This is a genomic window from Sphingobium sp. KKT206 (assembly GCF_055640555.1).
In genome coordinates, this window is sequence record NZ_CM145764.1 from 2400195 (window position 1) to 2421537 (window position 21343).

A 21343-nucleotide genomic window follows, 5' to 3' on the forward strand; every position below is an offset into this window, starting at 1 on the left:
CTATCCTGAAAGGGGGAGCGGCGATCGGTCGGCCGGTTCGCCTTCTTCGGGCGCACTCTGTTCCGGGGCATGGGGATCGAGCATCGCGGCCACGGGCGTGGTGCGGGGCAGGATCTGATAGCTTTGCTGGTCGTCGCCCGGCACTGGCAGGGACGATGCCTGACGCCAGAGGCCAAAGGCCAGCGTGCCACCCGCAACGGCGGCGATGAAGAGGAACAGCCCGCTCGCACCGAACAGCGTCATCGCCGCCGCCGCGCCGGTCGGTCCCAATGCCGCGCCGATCGAATAGAGCAGCACCAGTGCGCCGCTGGCCGCGACGCGGGCCGCCGGGTCCAGCCGGTCGTTGGTATGGGCGACGCAAAGCGGATAGAGCGCGAAGCTGAGGCCACCAAACAGGCCCCCCAGCGTCAGCAAGGGCAGGCCGATACCATCGACCATGGTCAGCGCAAGACAGACGGCCATGGTCGCGCCGAAGCTGGTGACGATGACCCGACGGCGATCGAACCGATCCGACAGCCGCCCCAACGGCCATTGCAGCGCAACTCCGCCGAAGATGACGATGCTCATGAAACTGGCGGTCTGGGACAGGTCCAGTCCCAGCCGGCGGACATGGACGGCGGCGAGGCCGTAGAAAGCGCCCAGCATCAGCCCGGTCGTCATCGCGCCGACGAAGCCCAGTGGCGACGAAGCGTACAATTGCCGCATCGTACAAGGGGCATCTTGCCCCGGCAGCGGCGCGGCGATGCGGGTGAGGACAACCGGGATGACGGCCAGCGAAATGAGGATGGAAGCGATCAGGAAAGGAATGGACGGGGTGCGCCCGAAATTAAGCAGAAATTGCCCCAGCGCCTGCCCCGAATAGAGGGCGATCATATAACCCGCCAATATGCTGCCCCGCGTGTCCGGTTCCGCCCGCTCGTTCAGCCAGCTTTCGAGGCATATGAACACGCCCGCCACGCACAGCCCGTCGATGAACCGCAGCGAGGCCCAGAACAGCACATTCTGGAACAACGCATAAGCCAGCGTGCTGGCCGACAGCAGCGACACGAAGGCGGCAAAGGCGCGGATATGTCCGACTCGCTGTACGACAGGCGCGGCGCGCAGCGCGCCAACGGTCAGCCCGGCGAAATAGGCGGTCGCCACCGCGCCGATCATCAGCGTGCCACTGCCCCCCCGTTCCAGCCGCAGGCTGATCAGGGTGGACAGAAAGCCGCTGCCCGCCATCAGCATGAAGATGGCGGCCAACAGGCTGCGAACCGGGAGTATCGATGACAGCATGCGGAAAGCGGCGGCTTAGGCCGCCTGACGCCCTTCGCTCTGATCGGCCACATCCTCGATCAGCCGCTGGTGCAGGACACGCACGGCCGTATCGAAATTCGCGCAATCGATGATGAACTGGATGTCCACGTTGCGGATCTGATGCTGCATCGCGACCATGTCGATATCGGCGGCCGCCAGTGCATCGAGCGCATCGGGCACCAGTCCTGGCCGCGATATGTCGCTGCCGATCACCGACACCATGGCCACAGGCTGCGCGGAGATGGCGGCATCGGGATAGAGCGATTGCAGGTCGGCCATGATCCGCTTCACCGTCGCCGCGTCGATCGACAGATAATGGGTGATCGTGTTGGCGTTGGAGGATTTGCTGACGATCCACGCGCCATGGCGGGTCAGCGCATCGAGGATCGCGGCGTCATAGCCCTTCTCGCCGACCATATCCTGCTCGAAGAACTGGAGCGCCTGCATCGATCGCACACCGGTGATGATTTCGACGCGTGGCGTGTCGGACACATAATCGCCGCAGATCAGCGTCCCTTCATCTTCGCGATCGAACGTGTTGCGGACGCGCAGCGGGATGCTGGTCTGGCGCAGGCCACGGCCCGCGCGGGGATGGATCGCCTCCATACCCAGATTGGCGAGTTGATCGGCCACGTCATAATTGGTGCGGCCGATCTTGCGCGCCGCGGCCTCCCCGACCAGGCGGGGGTCGGCGCTCGACAGGTGAAATTCCTTGTGAATGATCGCTTCGCGCGCATGGGTCAGCACCGCGATCCGCGAGAAGGTCATTTCCGAATAGCCACGCGCATAGCGCCGAACCATGCCTTCGCGGCATCCGGCATAACCCGTGACGATCGGCATCGTATCGCGCAGGTTGATCGGTGCCAGCGCTTCCACGATCCGCTCGTCCAGGCTGCGCAAATCATCCTGGTCCCACAGCGTCAGATCGACGAATGCCGCGTTGATCCCGCGATCGCGCAGCAACAGCGCGGTGCTGTGCGCGCTATGCGCCTCGCCGAGTCCGGCCAGCAATTCGCGCACTGTCAGCAACTGTTCCTTGACGCAAAAGCGCCCATGGCTACGCAACCGGCCCAGATCCGCAAGGCAATCCTGCACCGCCGCGATCCGCAGATCGACAAAGGCATTGGCCTCCTCCAGGCTGGCGGTGCGCGCGAACATCTCGCCATTGCGATCGTGCATCGCCTCGCGCACCTTGGCCATCGCCTCCAGCCAGCCGTCCGCGCCATCATCGGCGATGAAGCGGCCATAGACGCCCGGCACGCCGGATTTCTTATGCTCCAGCAGCAGGTCGGTCATGCCCGCATAGGCGGATACGACGAAGATGCGGTTGTAGAGATCGTCGCCGCTGCGGCCTGCGATCAGGACATTGTCGAACAGGCTGGCCGTGGCCGCCATCGATGTGCCGCCGATCTTCTCGACGCTATGCAGGCCGCTCATGCCATCACCTCCGCAACCAGATCGCCATGACAGACCCTGATCGCCTCTGCCTCCCGTGCCGCGATGAAGGACGGGCGCGGCGTCGCGGGGCCAAAGGGGGCGGCCAGCTGATTGGACATGGCGTTATAGACCATGAAAGCGTTCGCGCGGGGAAAGGGCGTGATATTGCCGTTGGACCCGTGCATCAGGTTGCAATCGAACAGGATGACCGTTCCCGGCTTGCCCGTCGGTGCCACGATACCATGCTTGTGCGCAAGGTCGGCCAGGCTGTCCTCATCGGGGACGCCATATTCCTGCTTCTTGAGCGACATTTTATAATGGTCGTCGGGCGTTTCACCCACGCAGGTCAGAAAGCTGCGGTGCGATCCTGGGATCAGCATCAACGGGCCGTTATGTGGGGTGTTATCCGCCAGCAGAACCGACATGGACAGGGCGCGCATGCGCGGCATCCCGTCTTCCACATGCCAGGTCTCGAAATCCGAATGCCAGTAGAATTCCTTGCCCTGGAACCCCGGCTTGTAGTTCAGGCGCGACTGGTGAAGATAGACTTCGTCATTCAACAGGAAGCGGGCGACGTCGGTGAGCCGGGCGTCGGCCGCCAGCCGGTGCATGACGCGGCTCTGGCTGTGAATTTCGAAGATCGAGCGGATTTCGCCGCCACCCGGTTCGGTGATCACGGTGTCGCCATCCAGCGCATCGGGATCGGCCAGCAGGGAACCAGCCTCCTGTTGCAGGAAGGCGACTTCCTGCGCGGAAAAGATATCCTCCAGCACCAGATAGCCGTCGCGCTCGAACTGCGCGGCCTGCGCTTTCGAGAGCGGTGCCGCCTCGCTCCAGTCACTATGGACGACCGGATCGAGACGGGGCAGGAATTGCGGTTCCGCCATTTGGCGGGATGGGTAGATGTCTGTCATGGGACTCCCCCTTTCTTTATGATTTCAAGACGTCAGTTCGGCCGTGCGGACCATGTCGGCCTCTGCGGGATAGGCGCCATTCTCATCATGCACTTCGCGGCCGGTAACCGGCGGGTTGAAGACGCAGACGGTCAGGATGTCCGTTTCGGGGCGCACGATATGGCGATCATGATCGTTGAGCGCATACATGGTACCTGCGGCCAACTGGTGGGTTTCCCCCGTGCCCAAATCCTCGATCGTGCCCTTGCCCTTGAGCACCAGCACGGCTTCGAGATGGTTTTGATAATGCATCTTCAGCTCTTTGCCGGCGTACATGGTGGTGACATGGTATGAGAAACCCATGCCGTCATCCTTGAGCAGCAGGCGGGCGCTTTCCCAGCCATCGGATTTGACGTTATGGTCGGACTTGCGAATGTCGGTCAGTTTACGGACGATCATGCGATATCTCCTTATTCCGCCGCCACGCCAAAGGCGGCGGCAAGCGTCTCGCGCACGCTGGTTTCCAGTATGTCGAGACCGGCCGAAAGGACGGCGTCGTCGATGATGAGCGGGGCGAGCACCTTGACGATTTCGTCATGGGGGCCGCTCGTTTCGATGATGAGGCCGCGCGCGAAGCAGGCGGCGGTGATGACGGACGCAATCTCGCCCGACCCGACGTCGATGCCGCGCATCATGCCGCGTCCGCGCGTGGTCAGCCCATGTTCGCGGGCCATCTTGTCGAGGCGACTTTCCAGCAGCGCACCGCGACGGCGCACATCGGCGGCGAAGCTGTCATTGCTCCAGAAATGGCGCAGGGCGGCCGTCGCCGTGACGAAGGCATGGTTGTTGCCGCGGAAGGTGCCATTATGCTCGCCGGGCGACCATTGGTCGAGTTCGGCGCGGAATAGCGTGAGCGCGAAGGGCAAGCCCATGCCCGACAGCGACTTGGCCAGCGTGACGATGTCGGGCGTGAAACCCATATCCTCGAAGCTGAAAAAGCCACCGGTGCGGCCGCAGCCGGCTTGAATATCATCCACGATCAACAGGGCACCATGCCGCTTGGCGATTGCGGCAATCTTGCGCAGCCAGGCCGGCGACGCGGCGTTGAGACCGCCTTCGCCCTGCACGGTTTCCACCAGGATGGCGGCGGGTGCATCCAGGCCGCTGGAAGGGTCGGACAGCCGCTGTTCCAAAAGGTCGGCGGTATCGACGTCGGGGCCGTGATAGCCGTCATAGGGTTCGTGGCTGACATGGCTGAGCGGCACGCCCGCACCACCGCGCTTGGCGGCATTGCCGGTGCAGGCGAGCGCGCCCAACGTCATGCCGTGGAAGCCGTTGGTGAAGGCGATCACCATTTCGCGGCCGGTAATCTTGCGCGCCAGTTTGATCGCGGCTTCCACCGCATTGGTGCCGGTCGGTCCCGTGAACATCGCGCGATAATTCAACTTGCGCGGCTGGAGGATCACCTCCTCGAAAGCTTCCAGAAAGGCCGCCTTGGCATCGGTATGCAGGTCCAGGCCATGGGTGATGCCGTCGGCCATGATATAGTCGAGCAGCGCCTGCTTGAGGATCGGATGGTTATGCCCGTAATTCAGCGTCGAGCAGCCCGATAGAAAATCGAGATAACGCCCCCCCTGATTGTCGTGCATCCACACATTCTCGGCGCGGTGAAACTGGCGCGGCATCGACCGGGCATAGCTGCGGACGATCGATTCCCGGCGCTCGTAAATGCCGGTATCGGGAATGATCTGGGTCGGTTTGGGGGTCATTGTCATGGGGGGAAAGTCTCCGAATATCTATGGGCTGGCTTAGGAAGAAAGGGCGAAGGGGCCGATCGTCGCTTGCCACTCGGTTTCATGCGCGCCGGCGAAATGAGCGTCGCGCTCGAACAGCGGGGCTTTGGTCAACTCAGCGCCTAGACGCCGGGCGATCCCATCGAACAGCGCCCAGGAGGCGGCATTGTCCGGGGTCACCGTGGTAATCAGGTGCGTGACGCCAATGGCCGATGGGCGGTCCAGCAAGGCGGCGATCATGCGCTGCGCCAGCTTTTCGCCGCGAGCCTCCGCAGCGACGGCGACCTGCCATATGAAGAAGCGACCGGGGTCGGCGGGTAGGCGATAGCCCGATACCCAGCCGACGATCTGGCCGTCGCGTTCGGCGACGATGCAGCTATCGGCGAAATGCGTGCATTGCAGCAGGTTGCAATAGGCCGAATTGCCATCGAGTGGCGGGCAGGCGGCGATCAGCGCGGTGATGGCAGGGCCGTCCTGCGCCACCGGCATACGGAAATTCATAACTCGTCCAGTCTCATTCTCAGGGCGCGCAAAATTCCGTGGCGACAGGACCGTCGCATCGGTTTCACGATCAAATATGATTAGCCTCCCAAAGTATTTAACTATCTGGGCGAATCCCTTCGCCTCTGTTGCTGCGGCGCAATATATACATATGAACGCGAAATTTTCAACCCTTTGGCCGCAATGACTTCTCTGTCCGCCGTTTCGGCCTTGCATTATCCTTCATTATATAAAGGAAAATGACATTGGCATGGCACTGCGCAAACGGATAGCTATCAGCCATGGAATCCGACCTTTCGAACCCCACTCTCCAGGCGCTTCGCCGCATTCTGCGCGCGACCGAAATCGGCAGTCGCAAGCTGGCGACGACCACAGGGCTGACCCCCTCCCAGATGCTGGTCTTGCGCGAAATTGAGGGGCGCGATCAGGCGACGCCGAGCGCCATTGCGTCCGCTTTGAAATTCAGTCAGGCGACGATCACCAATGTCGTTGATCGGCTCGTGCTATCGGGCCTGGTAACGCGCGAACGCAGCGATCGCGACAAGCGCCAGATCATGCTCCATGCAACGGCGACGGGACGGGATGCACTGGCCTGCGCGCCCGACTTGCTGCAGTCCCAATTCACTGACCGCTTCGCGTCGCTCGCCGCCTGGGAACAGGCGATGATCCTCGCCTCGCTGGAGAAATTGAGCGTCATTCTGGGCGCGCAGGACATGGATGTCGCGCCACTGCTCGATAGTGGTGCTATCGATCGGTCAGAGCCGGTTGCGATCTAGGCCAATAAGCCTGTTCGAATAGTCCGATGCGACCAGAAGGCGGAACCGGATTATTTACCCGGCGCGCGATAGGGGATGAAGTCGCCTAGCGCGCAGGCGCCACTGGTCATCCCGGTCTGCAGGTTGGCGGTCGTGGTCATGTCGCCGCGGCACAGTTGCGAGCCGAAGCTGCGCACGATCAAGGTGTCGCCATAGACGAGGCCGCTGCAGCTGCCGATCAACTCATTCTTGTAGATCAGCCGGTTGCTCACTCGATAGAGCAGCACATTGTTGCTGATGACGGTCAGATTGGTCCGTGGTTCGCGGTTGATGCAGCCTTGTTTTTCACCGGCCACCTTGCCTTCCAAAGCCTTCTCCAGCTTGGCCGCCTGCTTCTGCGTCAGCGGTGTGGGCGTATAGCTGCCGGTGCAGCCCGCCAACAGGAGCGGTATCATCCCTATCCATGCGCGCATCGCGACTCTCCCTTGTCGATCTTTACCCTGACGACGGCACCATAGCGCAGAAACCGTCAGGCCGCGTCCTTTGCCGTGCGGCGTTCGGCCAATTGCGCCACGTCGCGCGCGCGCATGAAGATATTGGTCGCGCGCTCCAGCCCGATCGTCGTCGGCACCGTCGCTTCGTCCCGCGCCCGCAGCGCTTCGACGGCTGCAACCCGCTCGACCAGCGCCGCATTGTCCGGCTCCACCGTCAGCGCGAACCGTCCGTTGGAGAGCGTATATTCATGCGCGCAATAGACGGCCGTATCCTCCGGCAAGTCCGCGAGACGTTGCATATTGGCGAACATCTGCGCCGCTGTCCCCTCGAACAATCGGCCGCAGCCCATGGCGAACAGCGTATCGCCGACAAAGGCCATCTGCGCGGCGGCGAGATGATAGGCGATATGCCCCGCCGTATGGGCCGGGACCGCCATCACGGTCGCGACATGATCGCCGATACGCACGCTATCGCCTTCCCCGACAAAACGATCGAGCGTCGCGATCTTGTCCGCCTCGGCCGCAGGCCCGGTGATGACGCAACCCGTCGCGACCTTGATCGCCGCATTGCCGCCGACATGGTCGCCATGCCAATGGGTGTTCCAGATCTGGCCGATGGTCCATCCCCGCGCGGCGGCCGCTTCCAGCACCGGCTCGGCCACGGCCGGGTCGATCACGACCGTCTCTTGGCTCTTGGGGTCATGCAGCAGCCAAATATAATTATCGGACAGAACCGGGATGCGGACAACCTCCAGCATCGGGCTTACCATTGCCCGACATTGGGCATCGATACCCAAGGTTCGGCCGGGTCGAGCCGCCCATCCTGCAGCAATTCGACCGAAATGCCATCGGGCGTGCGGACGAAGGCCATATGCCCGTCCCGCGGCGGGCGATTGATGGTCACGCCCGCATCCAGGAAGCGCTGGCACGTCTCATAGATATTCTCGACCTGATAGGCGATATGGCCGAAATTGCGCCCGCCATCATAGATTTCGGCGGCGCTGCCATCCTCCGGCGGCCAGTTATAGGTCAGTTCGACCTGCGCATCTTCATCCCCCGGCGCGGCGAGATAGACGAGCGTGAAGCGCCCCTGTTCGCTGTCGAACCGCTTCACCTCTTTCAATCCCAGCAGGTCGAAAAAGGCGATCGTCTTTTCGACGTCACGGACGCGGATCATGCTATGCAGGAATTTGGGCAAGTCTTTCTCCATTCGTCGCTATAAAGCAACGGTTCATCTGGGGGAGGGCAAGGATGCTCCCAAGATAAGGTCGCGCATCAACGCAGGGAAGAGGCAAGCATATGACATGGGACATGCGGGACAAAATAATGTTGGGCAGCGCCGCGCTGCTGGCGTTGGGGGTCGTTGGCGGCGGCTATCTTCTGGGAGACGGACTGCGGCGCGCCAAGGCGGCGGATCGCTCGGTCACGGTGCGCGGCCTCGCGGAAAAGGACGTGACGGCAGACCTTGCGACCTGGTCGATCAGCTATTCGGCGACCGGCTTCGACTTGCCCACCGTGCGCGCGGAAATCGACAATAATACCAAGGAATTGCAGGCCTATTTCACTGGGCTTGGCTTCAAGCCCGCCGAACTGACCCCGACCGGCGCCGGGGTGAACCAATATCTCAACAATGGCGTCAACAATATCACCGTGACACAGCGGATGTTGTTGCGCACGACCGACATCGCCCGCGCTCAGCGCGCCGTCGCCCAGCAGTTCGATCTCGTCCGGCGGGGCGTCACGCTGCAGGAAGGGTCGGGTATGCGCTACAGCTTCACCAAGCTGAACGACGTCAAGCCGCAAATGGTGGCCGCCGCCACCAAGGATGCCCGTGCCGCTGCCGAACAATTCGCCAAGGATGCAGCTTCCGGCGTCGGCGGGATCAAGAGCGCCACGCAGGGCTATTTCTCGATCGACGCGCGCGATGGCGAAGGCGGCGACGGGTCGAGCGACACGCCCTATAAGAAAGTGCGCGTCGTCACGACCGTCGACTTCTACCTGAAATAGCGGGCCTTAATCGCGGCGGTCGTCGCCAATCACGGCGCCCGCCGCGCCACCGATAATCGCGCCTTCGGTCGTGCCGAGGCCGGTCGCGCTGCCGACGACTGCGCCGCCGGTGCCGCCGATCAATCCGCCCGCCGTCGCGCCGCGCGAACAGGCCGTGGTCGCCATCGCGCCTGCGAGCAACAGGCCGATCGCAGCGATATTCTTCACATTGGGGGTCATCATCTCATCTCCGTTTCGGTGGTCCCGCTATACCCATGCGAACGGACCGAACCGGAAAGCGGTTCCGTGACAAAGTCTTGCTGGACGGCCTTAGCCCGCAGGCTTGGCTACAGGTAAACGGGACAGATTATCCGCCGCCGCCTTGCCCGCTGCGGCGTCCGGCGCCAGGCGCACAGCCCGCTGCCAGGCGGATCGGGCGATATCCTCATGATCGGTCAGGATCGCGATATTGCCCTCCTCCAGCGCCACCGACGCATCGTCGGGCGAGAGCTGCACGGCGCGCGCGATATGCGCTTGGGCCAGACTCATTTCGCCGGACCGGCGCGCCAGCGTTGCCGACAACAGCCAGCCGAGCGGGTCTTTGGGTGCCTGGGTCAGCGCCACATCGATCGAATCGCGCGCAGCCTCCGTCTCGCCCAGTGCGACCAAGGCCCGCGCCCGATCGAGATGCACCTCGCCCTTTTCCAGCCCGTCGGGTAGACCGCGCGCTAAGGCCGCATCGAAATCTCCGCGCGCCTTGGCGGCATCCCCGCTGGCGAGCGCGGCATTGCCCGCCTGCGCCCACAGCCGCGCGCTTTGCACCATCTCGCCGCTCCGTTCAGCCTCTTCCGCAGCCTGCTGAAAGGCGATGATCGCGGGCGACCAGCGTTCGGCGCGCGCGAAGGCAAAGCCCATGCAGTGGCGCGCATAGAAGCCCCCGCCGTCGATCCGCCATTTTTCGGCAAAGGCGACCCCGGCGGTGGGATCTTCAAGCGCTTGGTCGAGACAGGCCTGGAAAGGCGCAGCGAATTTCGCGGGCACGGGAATTTTGCCGTCTTCCCGCGCGGGCGTGCTGGGCAGCGGCGCAGCGGCGACGCTGGCGGCGGCTTCCTGCTTCTCTTTGCGGCTGCGATTCATCACGGCCTCAATCTCAGGATCATAGGCCTGGGCCAACAGCATCAGGGGCAAGAGCGGCATCAATGGCTGTCCAACAGGCTGGCGACGGTGCGGATCAACAAGGCGATGTCGCCGTCGCGGGAAAGGCGATGGTCGCCGTCCTTAATCAGCAGCGTCTGCACATCCGATGAACGCAAACGGGCGGCCGCCTTCACCGCCACATACCAGGGCACGTCCTTGTCCTGCTGCCCGTGGAGCAGCCGTACCGGGCAATCAATGCCGATCTCGCCCTCCAATAGCCGCAACGCCTGACCCGACTGCCAAAAGGCCAGCGTCGTGACATAAGGATCGTCGCTATAGGCCGACGGCTCCTCGATCCGCCCCTCGGTCGCCAGCAGCGCCTTGTCGGCGTCGGTAAAGCCCCATTCGGTGAAATCGGGCGCGGCCGCGATGCCGACGATCCCCACAACCCGGCCGGGCCGGGCCAGCGCCACCAGTAGCGCGAGCCAGGCGCCCATCGACGATCCGACGAGCAGGACCGGTCCCTCGATCAGGCTATCCATCACCCACAGCACGTCATCGCGCCAACTGGCCAGCGTGCCATCGGCAAAACGTCCTTCGCTCGACCCGTTGCCCGCATAGTCCATCCGCACGATGGCCCGCCCTTGGCGCGCCGCCCATTGATCGAGCGCGACCGCCTTGCTGCCCTCCATGTCGGACATATAGCCCGGCAGGAAGAGGATGGTCGGCCCCGCTCCCGCCCGCGGGCGGCAGGCGAGACGCAGTCCATCGGGGCGGGCGAACAGGGTGATCGGGGTGGAATCGGGGTGGGTCATAGCGCCGTCATCCCCTCCGCTGGCGCACCCGTCCACCCCCGGCGCGCGATTTTGCAAAGAGGCATGAAATAATCCGCAACATGCGTTGACAGCTTTGGAGGCAGCGGCTAGTTGCGCGCTCCTACCCCGTGCCCAGATGGCGGAATTGGTAGACGCACCAGCTTCAGGTGCTGGCGATCGCAAGGTCGTGGAGGTTCGAGTCCTCTTCTGGGCACCAGCTACTCTCAAAGCATTGAAAATGCACGGGGATCGTCAACAAGACGGTCCCCTGAGAGCGTTTGTTACACATCGGTGTTACACAATTCGGGGCAATCATCGGTTCCAGACCGTGGGAAAACTGCCCTAGTCGAGGCGGCCGACTGTTACACACACGTGTTACACAAACGGCCGGTTGGGCTGGTTCTGCGTGGTCGCCAATATTACTGCCGCCGCCGCGTTCCGAGCGACGCGCGAAGGCTACTCGGACGGGATGAGATCTGGCGATCACTCCGAACTGATAGTTTGAAGATCGCCCTCCGCAGGCTGGCCGGTGCAATAGCTCGGATTGAGGCTGAGATCGAACATCATCGCTGGAAGGCAGGTTTGCCATGCGACCAGACGCTCTGTGGACCGTTGATTCACGATTTGCAGGATGATCGGCCACCGGTGATAAAGGCGGAGCCTGTCCGAAGTGCTCAGGCGGCAGGGAAGCCCTTCGTCTCAGTCACTACGTTTGGCGACGCCTATGGGAAATATCTGTCCGATCCGACGCATTCATGGTCGGCTAGAACGCGCGAGGCCTATGAAACGAGCCGACGGCTAGCTACGTCGGTCATCGGCGCGGAAACGCCAATTAATGCGCTATCGCGGTCACAATGCCGCGACTACGTTGAAGTGCTCCGGCACCTTCCTCGGAACGCTTCTAAACGCTTTCCAAAGTTGTCACCGCGTCAAGCCGCAAGTCATGCTCGTGAGCGTGGCGACATCGACATCATCAGCACCGCCAATGCGAACGTCTGCCTTGCAAATTTGTCGACCTTCCTGAATTGGGCCGTGAACGAAGAGCTTCTCTCTAGAAACCCCCTACGCGGATTGCGATTGCCCGACGAGACAGCGAGGAAGGACAAGCGATATCCATTCAGCCCGACGCAGCTTCAGGCGATTTTTAATGCTCCTCTTTATATTGGATGCGTGGATGGGGGGCGGGGCTACTCAAAACCGGGAACGGAACGCCCTCGGAATGCGAGATTCTGGGTGCCATTGATCGGTTTGCATACCGGCATGAGGCTAAACGAAATATGCCAGCTTGATGTCGCCGACGTTAGGGAGATCGACGGGATCTGGTGTTTCACGATCACGGAGGCCTCGTTGACTGGCCAGAGTGATAAGAACCTCAAAACTGTCGCAAGCGAGCGGTTGATGCCCCTTCATCCGACATTGATTGATTGTGGATTGCTTCACTTCGTTGCAGAGCAGCAGCGGTGCAATCAGACAAAGCTGTTTGAGGAAATTGACCCCGGCACCAAAGGTATCCGTGCCGTAGCTTTTTCAAAATGGTTCACGCAATTCCTCGACAGTTGCGGAGCGCGGCAACCTCGCACGTGCTATCATTCGTTCCGACATAATTTTCGGGACGAACTGCGGTCAGCGCGGGTGGACCATGATGTTGCAATGGCTCTTGGAGGATGGACAATTGGAAAGCGTGGCGCATCGGAAAATTATGGGAACGGTCATCGGATATCGATACTGGAGTCGGCTATCAAAAGCCTTAGTTTCAGCGACATTAGTTTCTCACATCTGGCATGGTCGGCGAGTGATGCGAGTTGATGCGGAAGGTTAGGCATCAAGTTGGTTATGGACAATATCGACGTAGCCGGAGCGACCAAATTTTGGCTGGGCTTGAGTGATTTGGACCGTCTTGAGCCAACATTTGATTGCCCTCGTCGGCGGCGACATATGGACCCATCCGTGCATCCTTCCGCAACAAAAACCGACTGCTGGCGGTTTTACCCTTGCAGGGTGTTAAGAGAACTATTAACTCTTGCTTCCTATGAAGGTCGAAGATGATCAACCTTATCGGGCATTGGGCTGTGAATGCTTGGCAGAGCACATGGGGGCCTGTGTTTTTTGCGATGCGAAAATCGCAAAAGAATATGATGGACTCGACGATCGGCAGCAAGGTCGACTGAAAAGGACGATGCAACGCTGGTGTGAAGGTAGTGCTCTAACAAATGAAATGTTCAACCCGAATGAAGGTAGAAGTGTTGGAAATCTGATGTTGCAGGTCTTTAAGACCCATAAGATCCGGCTATACGGTTATGAAACCGTCGTAGATAACAAGAAAACTTTCATAATTGTAGAGCGAAACCTTTCCAAAAAGAAAGATAAAGCGGACCAAGCGCTGCTAAAGCGCGCTCGAAAATACGCTGATGCTATGGAAATCGCCGTCAAGAATTTAAAGGCAAGGAGCAAAAGATGAGCAACATTGCCATCGAAAAAAGCGCAATCTTCGCAGAAGAGGGTTTCGTTGTAGATGCCCAGATTTTTCTCAACGAGTTGATGCTGGAGAAGCAAATCTCGCGAGCAGATCTTGCGAAGGCAATGGGTGTATCTCGTGCACGTATTTCACAGATTTTTTCTGATGATTGCAAGAACTTCACGGTTCGGTTGCTGGCGCGCGCGATTCACGCTCTCGGTGAGGAAGCATTTATTACTCACAGGCGCGCCTATGAAGCATTGACGACGGCTTGGCAGGAAGAAGGAGCCTCAAAGGAGGCCTTCAGCAATGTGCTGCCGATGTGGTCTGAGGAAGCGTCGAATGATGACGATTGCGATGACAACTCCGCCAAATGGCTGGAATACGCGAGGGCAGCCTGATGGGCGAAATTGCTAAAGTGAGCGGTAGACCACCTACTCAGTCGGGCTTCAAGGGCGCTGAATATAACGCGGTCGCAACGCATGCAAAGTTGGAGAAAATTTGCCTTACGGGATCCAGATTTGATATTAGTCCCGAGCATTTCTCCAATCAGAGCGATTGGAAATTGTCATACGGGCGGAAGCTGAAATCGTGCCAGTTCGTTCCAGAAGACGCATGTGTCATGGGTGTCTTTGAATACCACGTTACGGCAAAAGTGGGAAGATCCCGCGCAATGCAGTGCACCGCTGAGTATATTGTCCTTTATGATGTGCCCGGAGATGCGTCGGAAGCTGCCGCGCACGGTTTTTGTAAAAACGTGGGAGCATTTGCGGCTTATCCTTACTTTCGTGGGCTTGTGGCGCATCTTTTTGCTGAAGCTGGCCTTAACATACCTCCCCTCCCCGCGATCGCATCTACCGCGCATATTCCACCTAAGCAGAAGCCCAAGGAGATTCCCGATGACCCCAAATCGATTTAGGGTCAGTCTTTGGAATGGTGATCGAATAGGACGCTCAAGCAATTTCGCTCGAGCTTTCTGGACATAAGACCATGACCAATAAGAAGGTTCCTACTCAGGTTTCGCATCGAAGCTCGAACACCGGGCGCTTTGTGCCTGAGAGCTATGCCAAGCGCCATCCGTCGACTACCGAGCGCGAACGGATCAAGCATCCTGAGCGCGACTGACGGATTAGCCCGCCTCTTAATGAGGCGGGTTTTTTATGACATGTTGCGCAATTTCGTCCCGCAAGGAAGCGAGAAGCCAAGGGACGTCCATTATGAGATCGATGTGTTGCAAGGCGTTTGCGGCTCATTTACATATTGACTGCTTCGGATCGCAGACCTCCTTTTGAAGGAAAGCAGAAGGTAACAGTCGGCCGCCTCGACTAGGGCAGTTTTCCCACGGTCTGGAACCGATGATTGCCCCGAATTGTGTAACACCGATGTGTAACAAACGCTCTCAGGGGACCGTCTTGTTGACGATCCCCGTGCATTTTCAATGCTTTGAGAGTAGCTGGTGCCCAGAAGAGGAAAGCGCCGATCTGGATTTGATTCCTCGATGGGGACTGGACGGTTTTCCGCCATTTTCGGATCGCGCCCATGATGCCCCAGAACGTCTTCACCAGTCCCAGCTAAAGCAATAAAATCATTCGATTGCTGGACGCTGTCGCACCCGCATGGACAACCATAGGCCAGAAGAGGAACCGCATCATCCTTCCTCTCAAGGTTGGCGGTATCTGGTTCGGCCGTAGGAGTATCGTCGGAGCGTGATGTCATGCTCTATCCCCATGATGATGAAGTAAGGGTCGACCGGCAGCGTCATCCACGATCGTAGGCGACCATGGTCAGGCGGCGATCGGTTGGCCCATCTGGGTTTTGATGCGATGGACGGTGCCGACGCCGACCTTGAGCTTCTTCGCGGTCGCATTAATGCTGGTCCCGCGCGAGAGTTCCCGCCTGATCTTGTCGGCCTTGGCTGGATCGAGGGATGGGCGACCACTCTTCTTGGTGCTCCGAAGAACGGCCTGACCGTATGGCCGCCAAAGATCGACGGCCCGGAAGCCACGCGCCGATCGGTGGCGTTCACCGATAGTTCGCTCCGGCACGCTGTCATGCTCAACGCCCGCGAATCATACCGCGCCTTGGGCGGCACCGATGCCGAATGGATTGGCACATCGATCCCAATGGGGCCGCGCGGTGAGCCGGAAGGCGAAGAGGATATGGAAGGTGGCGAGGGTTTGCAGCGCTTCATTTCGGCTGGCGCGGCTTAGATCGAGTTTTCTACCTAGTGGTTCCGCCATGGTTCCGGGGAAATCGTCGCTTGAATATCACCTCAACAACGACGGCAGAAACCATTGATTTTTCGATGATTTCTGGAGCGGGCGAAGGGATTCGAACCCTCGACCCCAACCTTGGCAACCCGATCGGAGCCGTTACGCCAGAATTCGCCATTCTACGATTTTCTACGCTTTTTCATATGGATATTGCTATCACAGCTACGACGCAGTAGCCTCCGATTTGCCACGAAACGACCGATTTTTATTACGTCCTTATTACTTTTCGGTTTTTCAAGGCTCGCGTAATAAAATGGAGGAAGCGCGCATGGCGCAGGCCAAGCTCAACAAGCGAACGGTCGATGCTCTCACCCCGCCCAAGGCGGGTCAGGCGTTCATCTGGGATACCGAGATCAAAGGGTTCGGGGTCCGCATCGGACAGACCGGCACCAAGACCTTCGTCATCCAATATATGAACAAGGAAGGCCGCATTAGGCGCGTCAAGATCGGTCGCTTCGGCGTCATTACGGTGGATCAAGCGCGCGATCTGGCGAAGATCAAGCTTGGCGAGGTTGCTTCCGGCGAAGACCCTGCCGAAGAGGCACGTCGTGCGCGCAAGGAGATGACCGTCACGGAACTGTGCGATTGGTATCTGACGGAGGCTAGGGCCGGCAGGATTCTGGGCCGCAAGAACCGTCCGATCAAGGAATCCTCGCTGGCAATGGATGAAAGCCGGATCAAGACGCATATCAAGCCCCTGATCGGCAAGCGCATAGCACGGCATCTGACAATCGCCGACGTCGAGGCAATGCAGGACGACGTCAAAAATCATAAGACGCAGAAGAGCCGCAGTGGCGGGCGTGGTGGTAAGGCGACCGGTGGTCCCGGCGTTGCTGCGCGCTGCCTTGGAACGATCCAGGCGATCCTGGGCCATGCCAGGCATAAGGGGTTGCTTTCCGAACACCCCACTAAAGGCGCCAAGAAGCTGGCAGGCAATAAGAAGACCCGTCGGCTCAGCGTGGCGGAGATCGAAACGTTGGGCAAGGCGATGGTATATGCCGAGCAGCAGGGTGTTAGTCCCACCGGGATTTCGGTGATCAAATTGTTGCTCCTGACGGGATATCGCCGTGAAGAAGGCCAAGCGATGGAGCGCTCATGGGTGAACCCGATGGGCGGTTTTGTAGCCTTCCCCGACACCAAAACCGGCGGGCAAATCCGGGCTATCGGACCAGAAGCAATCAAGGTGATCGTGGCGCAGCCACAGGTCGCAGGCAATCCCCATGTTTTCCCGGCCACGACAGGCGACGGCCCCTTCACTGCGGCCAGTGCCTGCCTGCAACGTATCTGCGGATTTGCAGGCATAGTGGGCGTTACGCCCCACACCTTGCGGCACACTTTTGCCAGTATTGCTGCCGAACTTGGTTTTTCTGAACTGACGATCCGCGCGATGCTGGGTCACGCATCACAGAATGTGACACAGGACTATATTCACGTCGATGAAGCCCTGAAACTGGCCGTGCGACGGACTTCGGATGAAATCGCCAAGCTGCTGGCACAAGGGGCCGCCAAGCTTGACCGCCTGCGACTGGTCGCCTGATCGCAAACGCTGGACATATGGTAACATATATGTTACTTGAAAGGCTATGAGTTGATAGTTCAGGAATATATCCGCGAGGACGGTTCCTGTCCGTTCCGGTCATGGTTCGACGGTCTGGATCCACAGGCCTCCGCTAAGGTGGCCACAGCCATAGTGCGGTTGGAGTTGGGTAATGCCTCGAATGTAAAATGGATCGGCGGCGGCCTGGGAGAATATCGGATCGACTGGGGACCAGGCTATCGTCTCTATCTCGCCAAGGAAGGGGATGAACTCGTCATCCTGTTCGTAGGTGGGACGAAGAAGCGGCAGCAGTCAGACATCGATCAGGCGGGGGTGCTGCTGAATGAATACAAGGTCCGCAAGGCGACTGACAAAAAAGGCAGGAAGTAGCGAGATGGCGCTGACCCGAGATTTCAAGGAAACAGTGAAGGAACGCGCCATGCGCGACCCAGCCTTCTCCAAGGCCATGCTTGATGAGGCGGCTACTGCATTTCTGAATGGCGAACCGCATGTGGCGCGCCTGATCCTGCGCGATTTGGTCAATGGGTCATTGGGTTTCGAGGCTTTGGCAGCGGACACCAAGCATCCAAGCAAGAGCCTCCATAGGATGTTGTCCGAAAAGGGTAACCCGAGCATGGATAATCTCGCTGCCATTTTTGGCGCAGTGCGCAAAAGGCTCGGTGTCGCATTCGAGGCACACGCCGTAGATCAGCTTAAGAACGCAATCCTTTAATCGCGCTTCAAGCCCTTGAAAGTTAAGGGGAATGACTGGATTTTTGGTTCAGCATGATGTTGGTTAGGTTTATAATGAAACTTGCCAGTTACCCGTACATTGCTCGCCCAAAAAGGGTTTCGCTCGGCGCGAATTGTCAATCGCTGGCGGCGTCGCTTCGCCCGAAGATCGTCTAGGCTTCTCAGTCTTCTGGAGCGATCGTGACCTTGAGCCCTTCGGTTTCTTCGCCAATGACAATCTGACAGGAAAGTCGACTGGCTGCCGTTCTGTGTTCACTGCTGTCCAGCAGATCATTCTCGTCCTCTGACATGGGCGATAATGCACCAGCGTGGCCGCTATCGACATAGACATGGCAAGTGGCGCAGGAACAGCAGCCTCCACATAAGGCCAGCATTTCGTCAATACCCTCGTCCCGGATGGCCTCCATAAGGGAAAGTCCGTTTTGGGCGTCTAAGGCCCGCTCTTCGCCTGCCCGGTCTATCACGGTCAATTTCGGCATGATCGTTCCTCATATTGCAATATTCATCCGCTCCGCGCGGCCAATGCTGACAATTACGCTGGCGGTTATATTTCCGATCCTCGCGCCGGTATGGATCGGGCGACCAGAAAAAGGGAAAATGCGGCGATCGGGAAAAATGGAACGAGACCGATCATCGCCATTCTGAGAGCTTGCGCGCCAAGGCTTGGTTCCAGCCAATCACTGAGCACGCCAACGTACAGCGGTCCGAGCCCGGTTCCAAAGATGTTCAGAATGAATAGCAGGATGGCCGCAGCCGTACTGCGCTGACTGGCCGGAACGCTGTTCTGCACGATCGCCGTCGCCGGGGCGAGATACATCATGTTCGTTGTCATCGGCACCGCCAGGCAAGCAAGCGCGACCTGCCACGATGTCGCGAGCATCCCGACCACGTAAAATGGCAGTCCACAAATCATCGCCCAAGATGGCGCAATGAGATAGGCCTGCTGATTATGCCCAGGGCGGCCGGTCAGATAGCCGCTCGCCAGCATGCCCAACGTCATCGCGCTACCGCTTACAATGCTGTAGTAGGCGGCGATATCGGACATGCTCATGCCTTTTGTCCGCATCAGCATCGCCGGTGCCCAGCTTGCAAAGCCGGTAAAAACAAAACTGTATGAAGCCGCGGCGACGAGCAGCAGCAAAAGCGTTCGACTGCGTTGGAATGTTCTGAAACTTGCCAACAATGAAGCGCTCTCCAACATGTCGGAAACGCCTGGATCCGTTCCGCCCCGTTTGGGTTCCCGCACGAAAAGCCAAAGCGCAAGCGCCGCAAGAAATCCCGGTGCTCCAACAGCGATAAATGCGGTGCGCCAGCCGTAATGCGCCGCGACGGCACCCCCAAAAGCAATGCCAAGGGTAGCGCCAATCGGAAGTCCCAGAGAATGAAGAGCGATCGCCGCTCCTCTCTTCTCAGGAGGAAAATAGTCGGATATCAGCGAATGAGAAGGCGGCACACCACCCGCCTCACCGGCACCAACGCCCGTCCTTGCCAGCGCCAGCGAAGCGAAACCAGTGGCGGCGCCACAAAGCATCGAAAAAAAGCTCCACACTGCGCAGGCAATCGCCACGATACGAACGCGTGACGTTCGGTCGGCCAGCCATGCGATGGGTATTCCAAGCAATGTGTAGATCAACGCAAAGGCGAAGCCTGACAGGAGCCCTAGCTGCGTGTCCGAGAGTTGGAGGTCCTGCTTTATCGACTGGGCTAGGATCGCGATAATCTGTCTGTCGAGATAGTTGAGCATGTAAATGATGCCCAGCAGGAACAGCACCAAATAGGGATATCTGGCTGTGCTAGGGGGAAGTTCGGCCTTCATGACGTCAGACACGCGCTAACCCCACCACAACAACCGTTCAGCCAACCGACCGTTTCACCAAAACCCATTAACCTGGCCCTCCCACTATATGAAAGGACCAGGCCAGATTCCTATGCGTGGGCGTAGGGCAGATCGACGGCGACGACCGCCAGTTCCTGCGGCACGTTTTCGCGGCCCATCACCACGTCGATGTGCTGCTCGTGGTTATAGATAAACTGTTCCGACCAGCAGAGCGGTATCGAATCGATGCCACCGTGCGCCAGCGCCTTGTGCATCCCGGCAAGCGCGTCGAGATCTTCGCCGATGAAGCTCTTGAAGAAAGTCAGAGTATCCGCGTCCAACTTCTCGTTGGCCGGTCCATCACCTGTTTTGACGAATGACACCTCGACCTTGCAGCGCCCGGCATCGATTGGCCAGACCATCACGATCGGGAAAAGATACTCGGCAATGGGGAATGTTCCGTTAGGGAAGATGTTATAGCTGCGCTGCCCACTGCGCGATATCTCTGCCAGCTTGCTGGCCTGATCTTCCGCCGAATCGTCTTCTGACTTGAAAAAGGCAGCGCCCATCCCGCTGGTCAGCGTCCCGCGCGATTTGATAACGATGGCGTTATGTCCGCCGCGGAGCATCTGCAGCGCCGACGTCTTTGAATCGATCACCTTGTCGATGGTGTTCTCATGGACATATTTCGCGTGATAATTTTCAGCAAAATTGTCCTGGAGGCACTTCCAGTTGCAATCCACCTCGAAGCTGAAGCGATCAAACAGCCGAAGGTCGTCCAGCGGAATGTCCGACCAAAGCGCAGGAATATCGGTGAGATACTCGACAAGTGGCGCCGCCTGTTCGTCGAAGTTCACAAATAGAAGGCTTCCAAACTGTTCGCAGCGGATCGGCTTTAAGCCGCGCTCCTCCTTGTTCAGGCCGGAAAAATAATGCTCGTCGGGAACGAAAATCAACTTGCCTTCTAGATCGTAGGTCCAGCAATGATAGAGACAGCGCATGTTCCTAGCGACACCGCCCTCATCTTTCATGAGCAACGACCCACGGTGCTGGCAGACGTTGTGAAAAGCGCGAATTTCGCCATCGCGACCGCGCATGACTACGACTGGGGCTTCGTTCAACGTATAGGTACGATAGCTTCCCTGCTCTTCGAACTCATGCGCTAGGCCAACGAACAGCCACGTCCTGGACCAAAGGTGCTTTTTCTCCAACTCGTAGAAGGCTTCGCTGGTGTAGCGAGCTGCAGGAATATCGGGCAGCGCCGGAAAATCGTCTGGATGCCGACGCTCACGCATCTGCGTGCTCGCCGCTTCCCACATCGATTGGATGCGCTCGGGGGTTTCCAAGGTCATGTGCAGCCTTCCTCGTCCTATGTTCTTGCACGGTTATACGCTTTGCC

27 protein-coding genes and 1 tRNA gene are annotated in these 21343 nt (G+C 59.3%); 13 read left to right on the forward strand and 15 right to left on the reverse strand.

The genetic code is table 11. From position 1 onward, the window contains the following. Genes ACZ2HM_RS11500 through ectA form a run of 6 tightly spaced genes read right to left on the reverse strand, consistent with a single transcriptional unit; the run spans position 1 to position 5923 of the window. On the reverse strand, positions 1-1278 hold the full coding sequence (locus ACZ2HM_RS11500; RefSeq protein ID WP_470425272.1) for an MFS transporter: 1278 nt from the start codon (positions 1276-1278) through the stop codon (positions 1-3). 15 nt (positions 1279-1293) lie between these two features. Then, positions 1294-2736, reverse strand: a complete 1443-nt coding sequence (locus tag ACZ2HM_RS11505) for an aspartate kinase (RefSeq protein ID WP_470425273.1) — start codon at positions 2734-2736, stop codon at positions 1294-1296. Beyond that, positions 2733-3650 (reverse strand): ectoine hydroxylase, encoded by a 918-nt coding sequence (gene thpD, locus ACZ2HM_RS11510; protein ID WP_470425274.1) that lies wholly within the window; start codon positions 3648-3650, stop codon positions 2733-2735. Before thpD ends, ACZ2HM_RS11505 begins: the two co-directional genes overlap by 4 nt. A gap of 24 nt (positions 3651-3674) precedes the next feature. After that, the gene (locus ACZ2HM_RS11515) at positions 3675-4088 is read right to left on the reverse strand and encodes an ectoine synthase (protein WP_310220956.1); all 414 of its coding nucleotides are present in this window, start codon (positions 4086-4088) and stop codon (positions 3675-3677) included. Positions 4089-4099: 11 nt separating this feature from the next. Beyond that, complete coding sequence (gene ectB, locus ACZ2HM_RS11520) at positions 4100-5404, reverse strand: diaminobutyrate--2-oxoglutarate transaminase (RefSeq protein WP_333971270.1); 1305 nt, start codon at positions 5402-5404, stop codon at positions 4100-4102. Between the two features lie 33 nt (positions 5405-5437). Further along, on the reverse strand, positions 5438-5923 hold the full coding sequence (ectA, locus tag ACZ2HM_RS11525; RefSeq protein ID WP_052027493.1) for a diaminobutyrate acetyltransferase: 486 nt from the start codon (positions 5921-5923) through the stop codon (positions 5438-5440). A 281-nt stretch (positions 5924-6204) separates the two neighbouring features. Here ectA and ACZ2HM_RS11530 point away from each other — a divergent pair, with 281 nt between their 5' ends. Next, the gene (locus tag ACZ2HM_RS11530) at positions 6205-6699 is read left to right on the forward strand and encodes a MarR family winged helix-turn-helix transcriptional regulator (protein WP_470425275.1); all 495 of its coding nucleotides are present in this window, start codon (positions 6205-6207) and stop codon (positions 6697-6699) included. A 50-nt stretch (positions 6700-6749) separates the two neighbouring features. On the opposite strand, the gene ACZ2HM_RS11535 is transcribed toward ACZ2HM_RS11530, so the two are convergent. The 3 genes from ACZ2HM_RS11535 to ACZ2HM_RS11545 are packed head-to-tail and all read right to left on the reverse strand — an operon-like array spanning position 6750 to position 8370. Beyond that, positions 6750-7151: a hypothetical protein gene (locus tag ACZ2HM_RS11535; RefSeq protein ID WP_037472115.1), complete on the reverse strand. Its 402-nt coding sequence runs from the start codon at positions 7149-7151 to the stop codon at positions 6750-6752. A 56-nt stretch (positions 7152-7207) separates the two neighbouring features. After that, entirely contained in the window at positions 7208-7930 is a 723-nt protein-coding gene (gene gloB, locus ACZ2HM_RS11540) for a hydroxyacylglutathione hydrolase (protein WP_470425276.1), read from the reverse strand. Positions 7931-7935: 5 nt separating this feature from the next. Further along, positions 7936-8370: a VOC family protein gene (locus ACZ2HM_RS11545; protein ID WP_470425277.1), complete on the reverse strand. Its 435-nt coding sequence runs from the start codon at positions 8368-8370 to the stop codon at positions 7936-7938. Positions 8371-8471: 101 nt separating this feature from the next. Here ACZ2HM_RS11545 and ACZ2HM_RS11550 point away from each other — a divergent pair, with 101 nt between their 5' ends. Next, on the forward strand, positions 8472-9179 hold the full coding sequence (locus ACZ2HM_RS11550) for an SIMPL domain-containing protein (RefSeq protein ID WP_470425278.1): 708 nt from the start codon (positions 8472-8474) through the stop codon (positions 9177-9179). A 6-nt stretch (positions 9180-9185) separates the two neighbouring features. On the opposite strand, the gene ACZ2HM_RS11555 is transcribed toward ACZ2HM_RS11550, so the two are convergent. The 3 genes from ACZ2HM_RS11555 to ACZ2HM_RS11565 all read right to left on the reverse strand — a co-directional run bounded on the left by ACZ2HM_RS11555 (position 9186) and on the right by ACZ2HM_RS11565 (position 11110). After that, complete coding sequence (locus tag ACZ2HM_RS11555) at positions 9186-9401, reverse strand: hypothetical protein (RefSeq protein WP_409593226.1); 216 nt, start codon at positions 9399-9401, stop codon at positions 9186-9188. Between the two features lie 87 nt (positions 9402-9488). Then, positions 9489-10355 carry a tetratricopeptide repeat protein gene (locus ACZ2HM_RS11560; RefSeq protein WP_069065472.1) on the reverse strand — a complete coding sequence of 289 codons (867 nt, stop codon included), beginning with the start codon at positions 10353-10355 and terminating at the stop codon, positions 9489-9491. Next, the gene (locus ACZ2HM_RS11565) at positions 10355-11110 is read right to left on the reverse strand and encodes an alpha/beta hydrolase (protein ID WP_470425279.1); all 756 of its coding nucleotides are present in this window, start codon (positions 11108-11110) and stop codon (positions 10355-10357) included. The genes ACZ2HM_RS11560 and ACZ2HM_RS11565 overlap by 1 nt, the downstream gene beginning before the upstream one ends. Before the next feature lie 130 nt (positions 11111-11240). On the opposite strand from ACZ2HM_RS11565, the gene ACZ2HM_RS11570 reads away from it, so the two are divergent. From ACZ2HM_RS11570 to ACZ2HM_RS11620, 11 genes are all read left to right on the forward strand, one after another. After that, positions 11241-11327: transfer RNA gene (locus ACZ2HM_RS11570), tRNA-Leu, on the forward strand. Positions 11328-11482: 155 nt separating this feature from the next. After that, entirely contained in the window at positions 11483-12916 is a 1434-nt protein-coding gene (locus tag ACZ2HM_RS11575; RefSeq protein WP_470425280.1) for a DUF6538 domain-containing protein, read from the forward strand. Between the two features lie 223 nt (positions 12917-13139). Beyond that, complete coding sequence (locus ACZ2HM_RS11580) at positions 13140-13568, forward strand: hypothetical protein (protein WP_470425281.1); 429 nt, start codon at positions 13140-13142, stop codon at positions 13566-13568. After that, positions 13565-13966, forward strand: coding sequence for a helix-turn-helix domain-containing protein (locus ACZ2HM_RS11585; protein ID WP_470425282.1), 402 nt, complete (start codon positions 13565-13567; stop codon positions 13964-13966). Before ACZ2HM_RS11580 ends, ACZ2HM_RS11585 begins: the two co-directional genes overlap by 4 nt. Further along, on the forward strand, positions 13966-14484 hold the full coding sequence (locus ACZ2HM_RS11590) for a hypothetical protein (RefSeq protein ID WP_470425283.1): 519 nt from the start codon (positions 13966-13968) through the stop codon (positions 14482-14484). The genes ACZ2HM_RS11585 and ACZ2HM_RS11590 overlap by 1 nt, the downstream gene beginning before the upstream one ends. Before the next feature lie 71 nt (positions 14485-14555). After that, positions 14556-14690, forward strand: a complete 135-nt coding sequence (locus tag ACZ2HM_RS11595; RefSeq protein WP_470425284.1) for a hypothetical protein — start codon at positions 14556-14558, stop codon at positions 14688-14690. 674 nt (positions 14691-15364) lie between these two features. Further along, positions 15365-15775 carry a hypothetical protein gene (locus tag ACZ2HM_RS11600; RefSeq protein WP_470425285.1) on the forward strand — a complete coding sequence of 137 codons (411 nt, stop codon included), beginning with the start codon at positions 15365-15367 and terminating at the stop codon, positions 15773-15775. A 50-nt stretch (positions 15776-15825) separates the two neighbouring features. Continuing rightward, a complete protein-coding gene (locus tag ACZ2HM_RS11605; protein ID WP_470425286.1) occupies positions 15826-16014 on the forward strand; it encodes a hypothetical protein in 189 nt (62 codons plus the stop codon). A 92-nt stretch (positions 16015-16106) separates the two neighbouring features. After that, on the forward strand, positions 16107-17375 hold the full coding sequence (locus ACZ2HM_RS11610; RefSeq protein ID WP_470426849.1) for a tyrosine-type recombinase/integrase: 1269 nt from the start codon (positions 16107-16109) through the stop codon (positions 17373-17375). 36 nt (positions 17376-17411) lie between these two features. Then, on the forward strand, positions 17412-17765 hold the full coding sequence (locus ACZ2HM_RS11615; RefSeq protein ID WP_242496099.1) for a type II toxin-antitoxin system RelE/ParE family toxin: 354 nt from the start codon (positions 17412-17414) through the stop codon (positions 17763-17765). A gap of 4 nt (positions 17766-17769) precedes the next feature. Beyond that, the gene (locus ACZ2HM_RS11620) at positions 17770-18108 is read left to right on the forward strand and encodes a helix-turn-helix domain-containing transcriptional regulator (protein ID WP_129927272.1); all 339 of its coding nucleotides are present in this window, start codon (positions 17770-17772) and stop codon (positions 18106-18108) included. Between the two features lie 181 nt (positions 18109-18289). Here the strand turns inward: ACZ2HM_RS11620 and ACZ2HM_RS11625 are convergent, their stop codons facing one another. From ACZ2HM_RS11625 to ACZ2HM_RS11635, 3 genes are all read right to left on the reverse strand, one after another. Further along, entirely contained in the window at positions 18290-18607 is a 318-nt protein-coding gene (locus ACZ2HM_RS11625; protein ID WP_371388774.1) for a 2Fe-2S iron-sulfur cluster-binding protein, read from the reverse strand. 65 nt (positions 18608-18672) lie between these two features. Next, complete coding sequence (locus tag ACZ2HM_RS11630; protein WP_470425287.1) at positions 18673-19956, reverse strand: spinster family MFS transporter; 1284 nt, start codon at positions 19954-19956, stop codon at positions 18673-18675. A 98-nt stretch (positions 19957-20054) separates the two neighbouring features. Continuing rightward, positions 20055-21296, reverse strand: a complete 1242-nt coding sequence (locus ACZ2HM_RS11635; protein WP_470425288.1) for an aromatic ring-hydroxylating oxygenase subunit alpha — start codon at positions 21294-21296, stop codon at positions 20055-20057. Between the last annotated feature and the right edge of the window lie 47 nt (positions 21297-21343).

Coding starts and splice junctions, on each gene's coding strand:
- ACZ2HM_RS11515 (WP_310220956.1), bottom strand. CDS start 4,088: ATGATCGTCCGTAAACTGACCGACATTCGCAAGTCCGACCATAACGTC.
- ACZ2HM_RS11620 (WP_129927272.1), top strand. CDS start 17,770: ATGGCGCTGACCCGAGATTTCAAGGAAACAGTGAAGGAACGCGCCATG.
- ACZ2HM_RS11565 (WP_470425279.1), bottom strand. CDS start 11,110: ATGACCCACCCCGATTCCACCCCGATCACCCTGTTCGCCCGCCCCGAT.
- ACZ2HM_RS11500 (WP_470425272.1), bottom strand. CDS start 1,278: ATGCTGTCATCGATACTCCCGGTTCGCAGCCTGTTGGCCGCCATCTTC.
- ACZ2HM_RS11590 (WP_470425283.1), top strand. CDS start 13,966: ATGGGCGAAATTGCTAAAGTGAGCGGTAGACCACCTACTCAGTCGGGC.
- ACZ2HM_RS11595 (WP_470425284.1), top strand. CDS start 14,556: ATGACCAATAAGAAGGTTCCTACTCAGGTTTCGCATCGAAGCTCGAAC.
- ectA (WP_052027493.1), bottom strand. CDS start 5,923: ATGAATTTCCGTATGCCGGTGGCGCAGGACGGCCCTGCCATCACCGCG.
- ACZ2HM_RS11635 (WP_470425288.1), bottom strand. CDS start 21,296: ATGACCTTGGAAACCCCCGAGCGCATCCAATCGATGTGGGAAGCGGCG.
- ACZ2HM_RS11530 (WP_470425275.1), top strand. CDS start 6,205: ATGGAATCCGACCTTTCGAACCCCACTCTCCAGGCGCTTCGCCGCATT.
- ACZ2HM_RS11505 (WP_470425273.1), bottom strand. CDS start 2,736: ATGAGCGGCCTGCATAGCGTCGAGAAGATCGGCGGCACATCGATGGCG.
- ACZ2HM_RS11560 (WP_069065472.1), bottom strand. CDS start 10,355: ATGCCGCTCTTGCCCCTGATGCTGTTGGCCCAGGCCTATGATCCTGAG.
- ACZ2HM_RS11535 (WP_037472115.1), bottom strand. CDS start 7,151: ATGCGCGCATGGATAGGGATGATACCGCTCCTGTTGGCGGGCTGCACC.
- ACZ2HM_RS11555 (WP_409593226.1), bottom strand. CDS start 9,401: ATGATGACCCCCAATGTGAAGAATATCGCTGCGATCGGCCTGTTGCTC.
- ACZ2HM_RS11585 (WP_470425282.1), top strand. CDS start 13,565: ATGAGCAACATTGCCATCGAAAAAAGCGCAATCTTCGCAGAAGAGGGT.
- ACZ2HM_RS11625 (WP_371388774.1), bottom strand. CDS start 18,607: ATGCCGAAATTGACCGTGATAGACCGGGCAGGCGAAGAGCGGGCCTTA.
- ACZ2HM_RS11580 (WP_470425281.1), top strand. CDS start 13,140: ATGAAGGTCGAAGATGATCAACCTTATCGGGCATTGGGCTGTGAATGC.
- ACZ2HM_RS11610 (WP_470426849.1), top strand. CDS start 16,107: ATGGCGCAGGCCAAGCTCAACAAGCGAACGGTCGATGCTCTCACCCCG.
- ACZ2HM_RS11550 (WP_470425278.1), top strand. CDS start 8,472: ATGACATGGGACATGCGGGACAAAATAATGTTGGGCAGCGCCGCGCTG.
- gloB (WP_470425276.1), bottom strand. CDS start 7,930: ATGCTGGAGGTTGTCCGCATCCCGGTTCTGTCCGATAATTATATTTGG.
- thpD (WP_470425274.1), bottom strand. CDS start 3,650: ATGACAGACATCTACCCATCCCGCCAAATGGCGGAACCGCAATTCCTG.
- ectB (WP_333971270.1), bottom strand. CDS start 5,404: ATGACAATGACCCCCAAACCGACCCAGATCATTCCCGATACCGGCATT.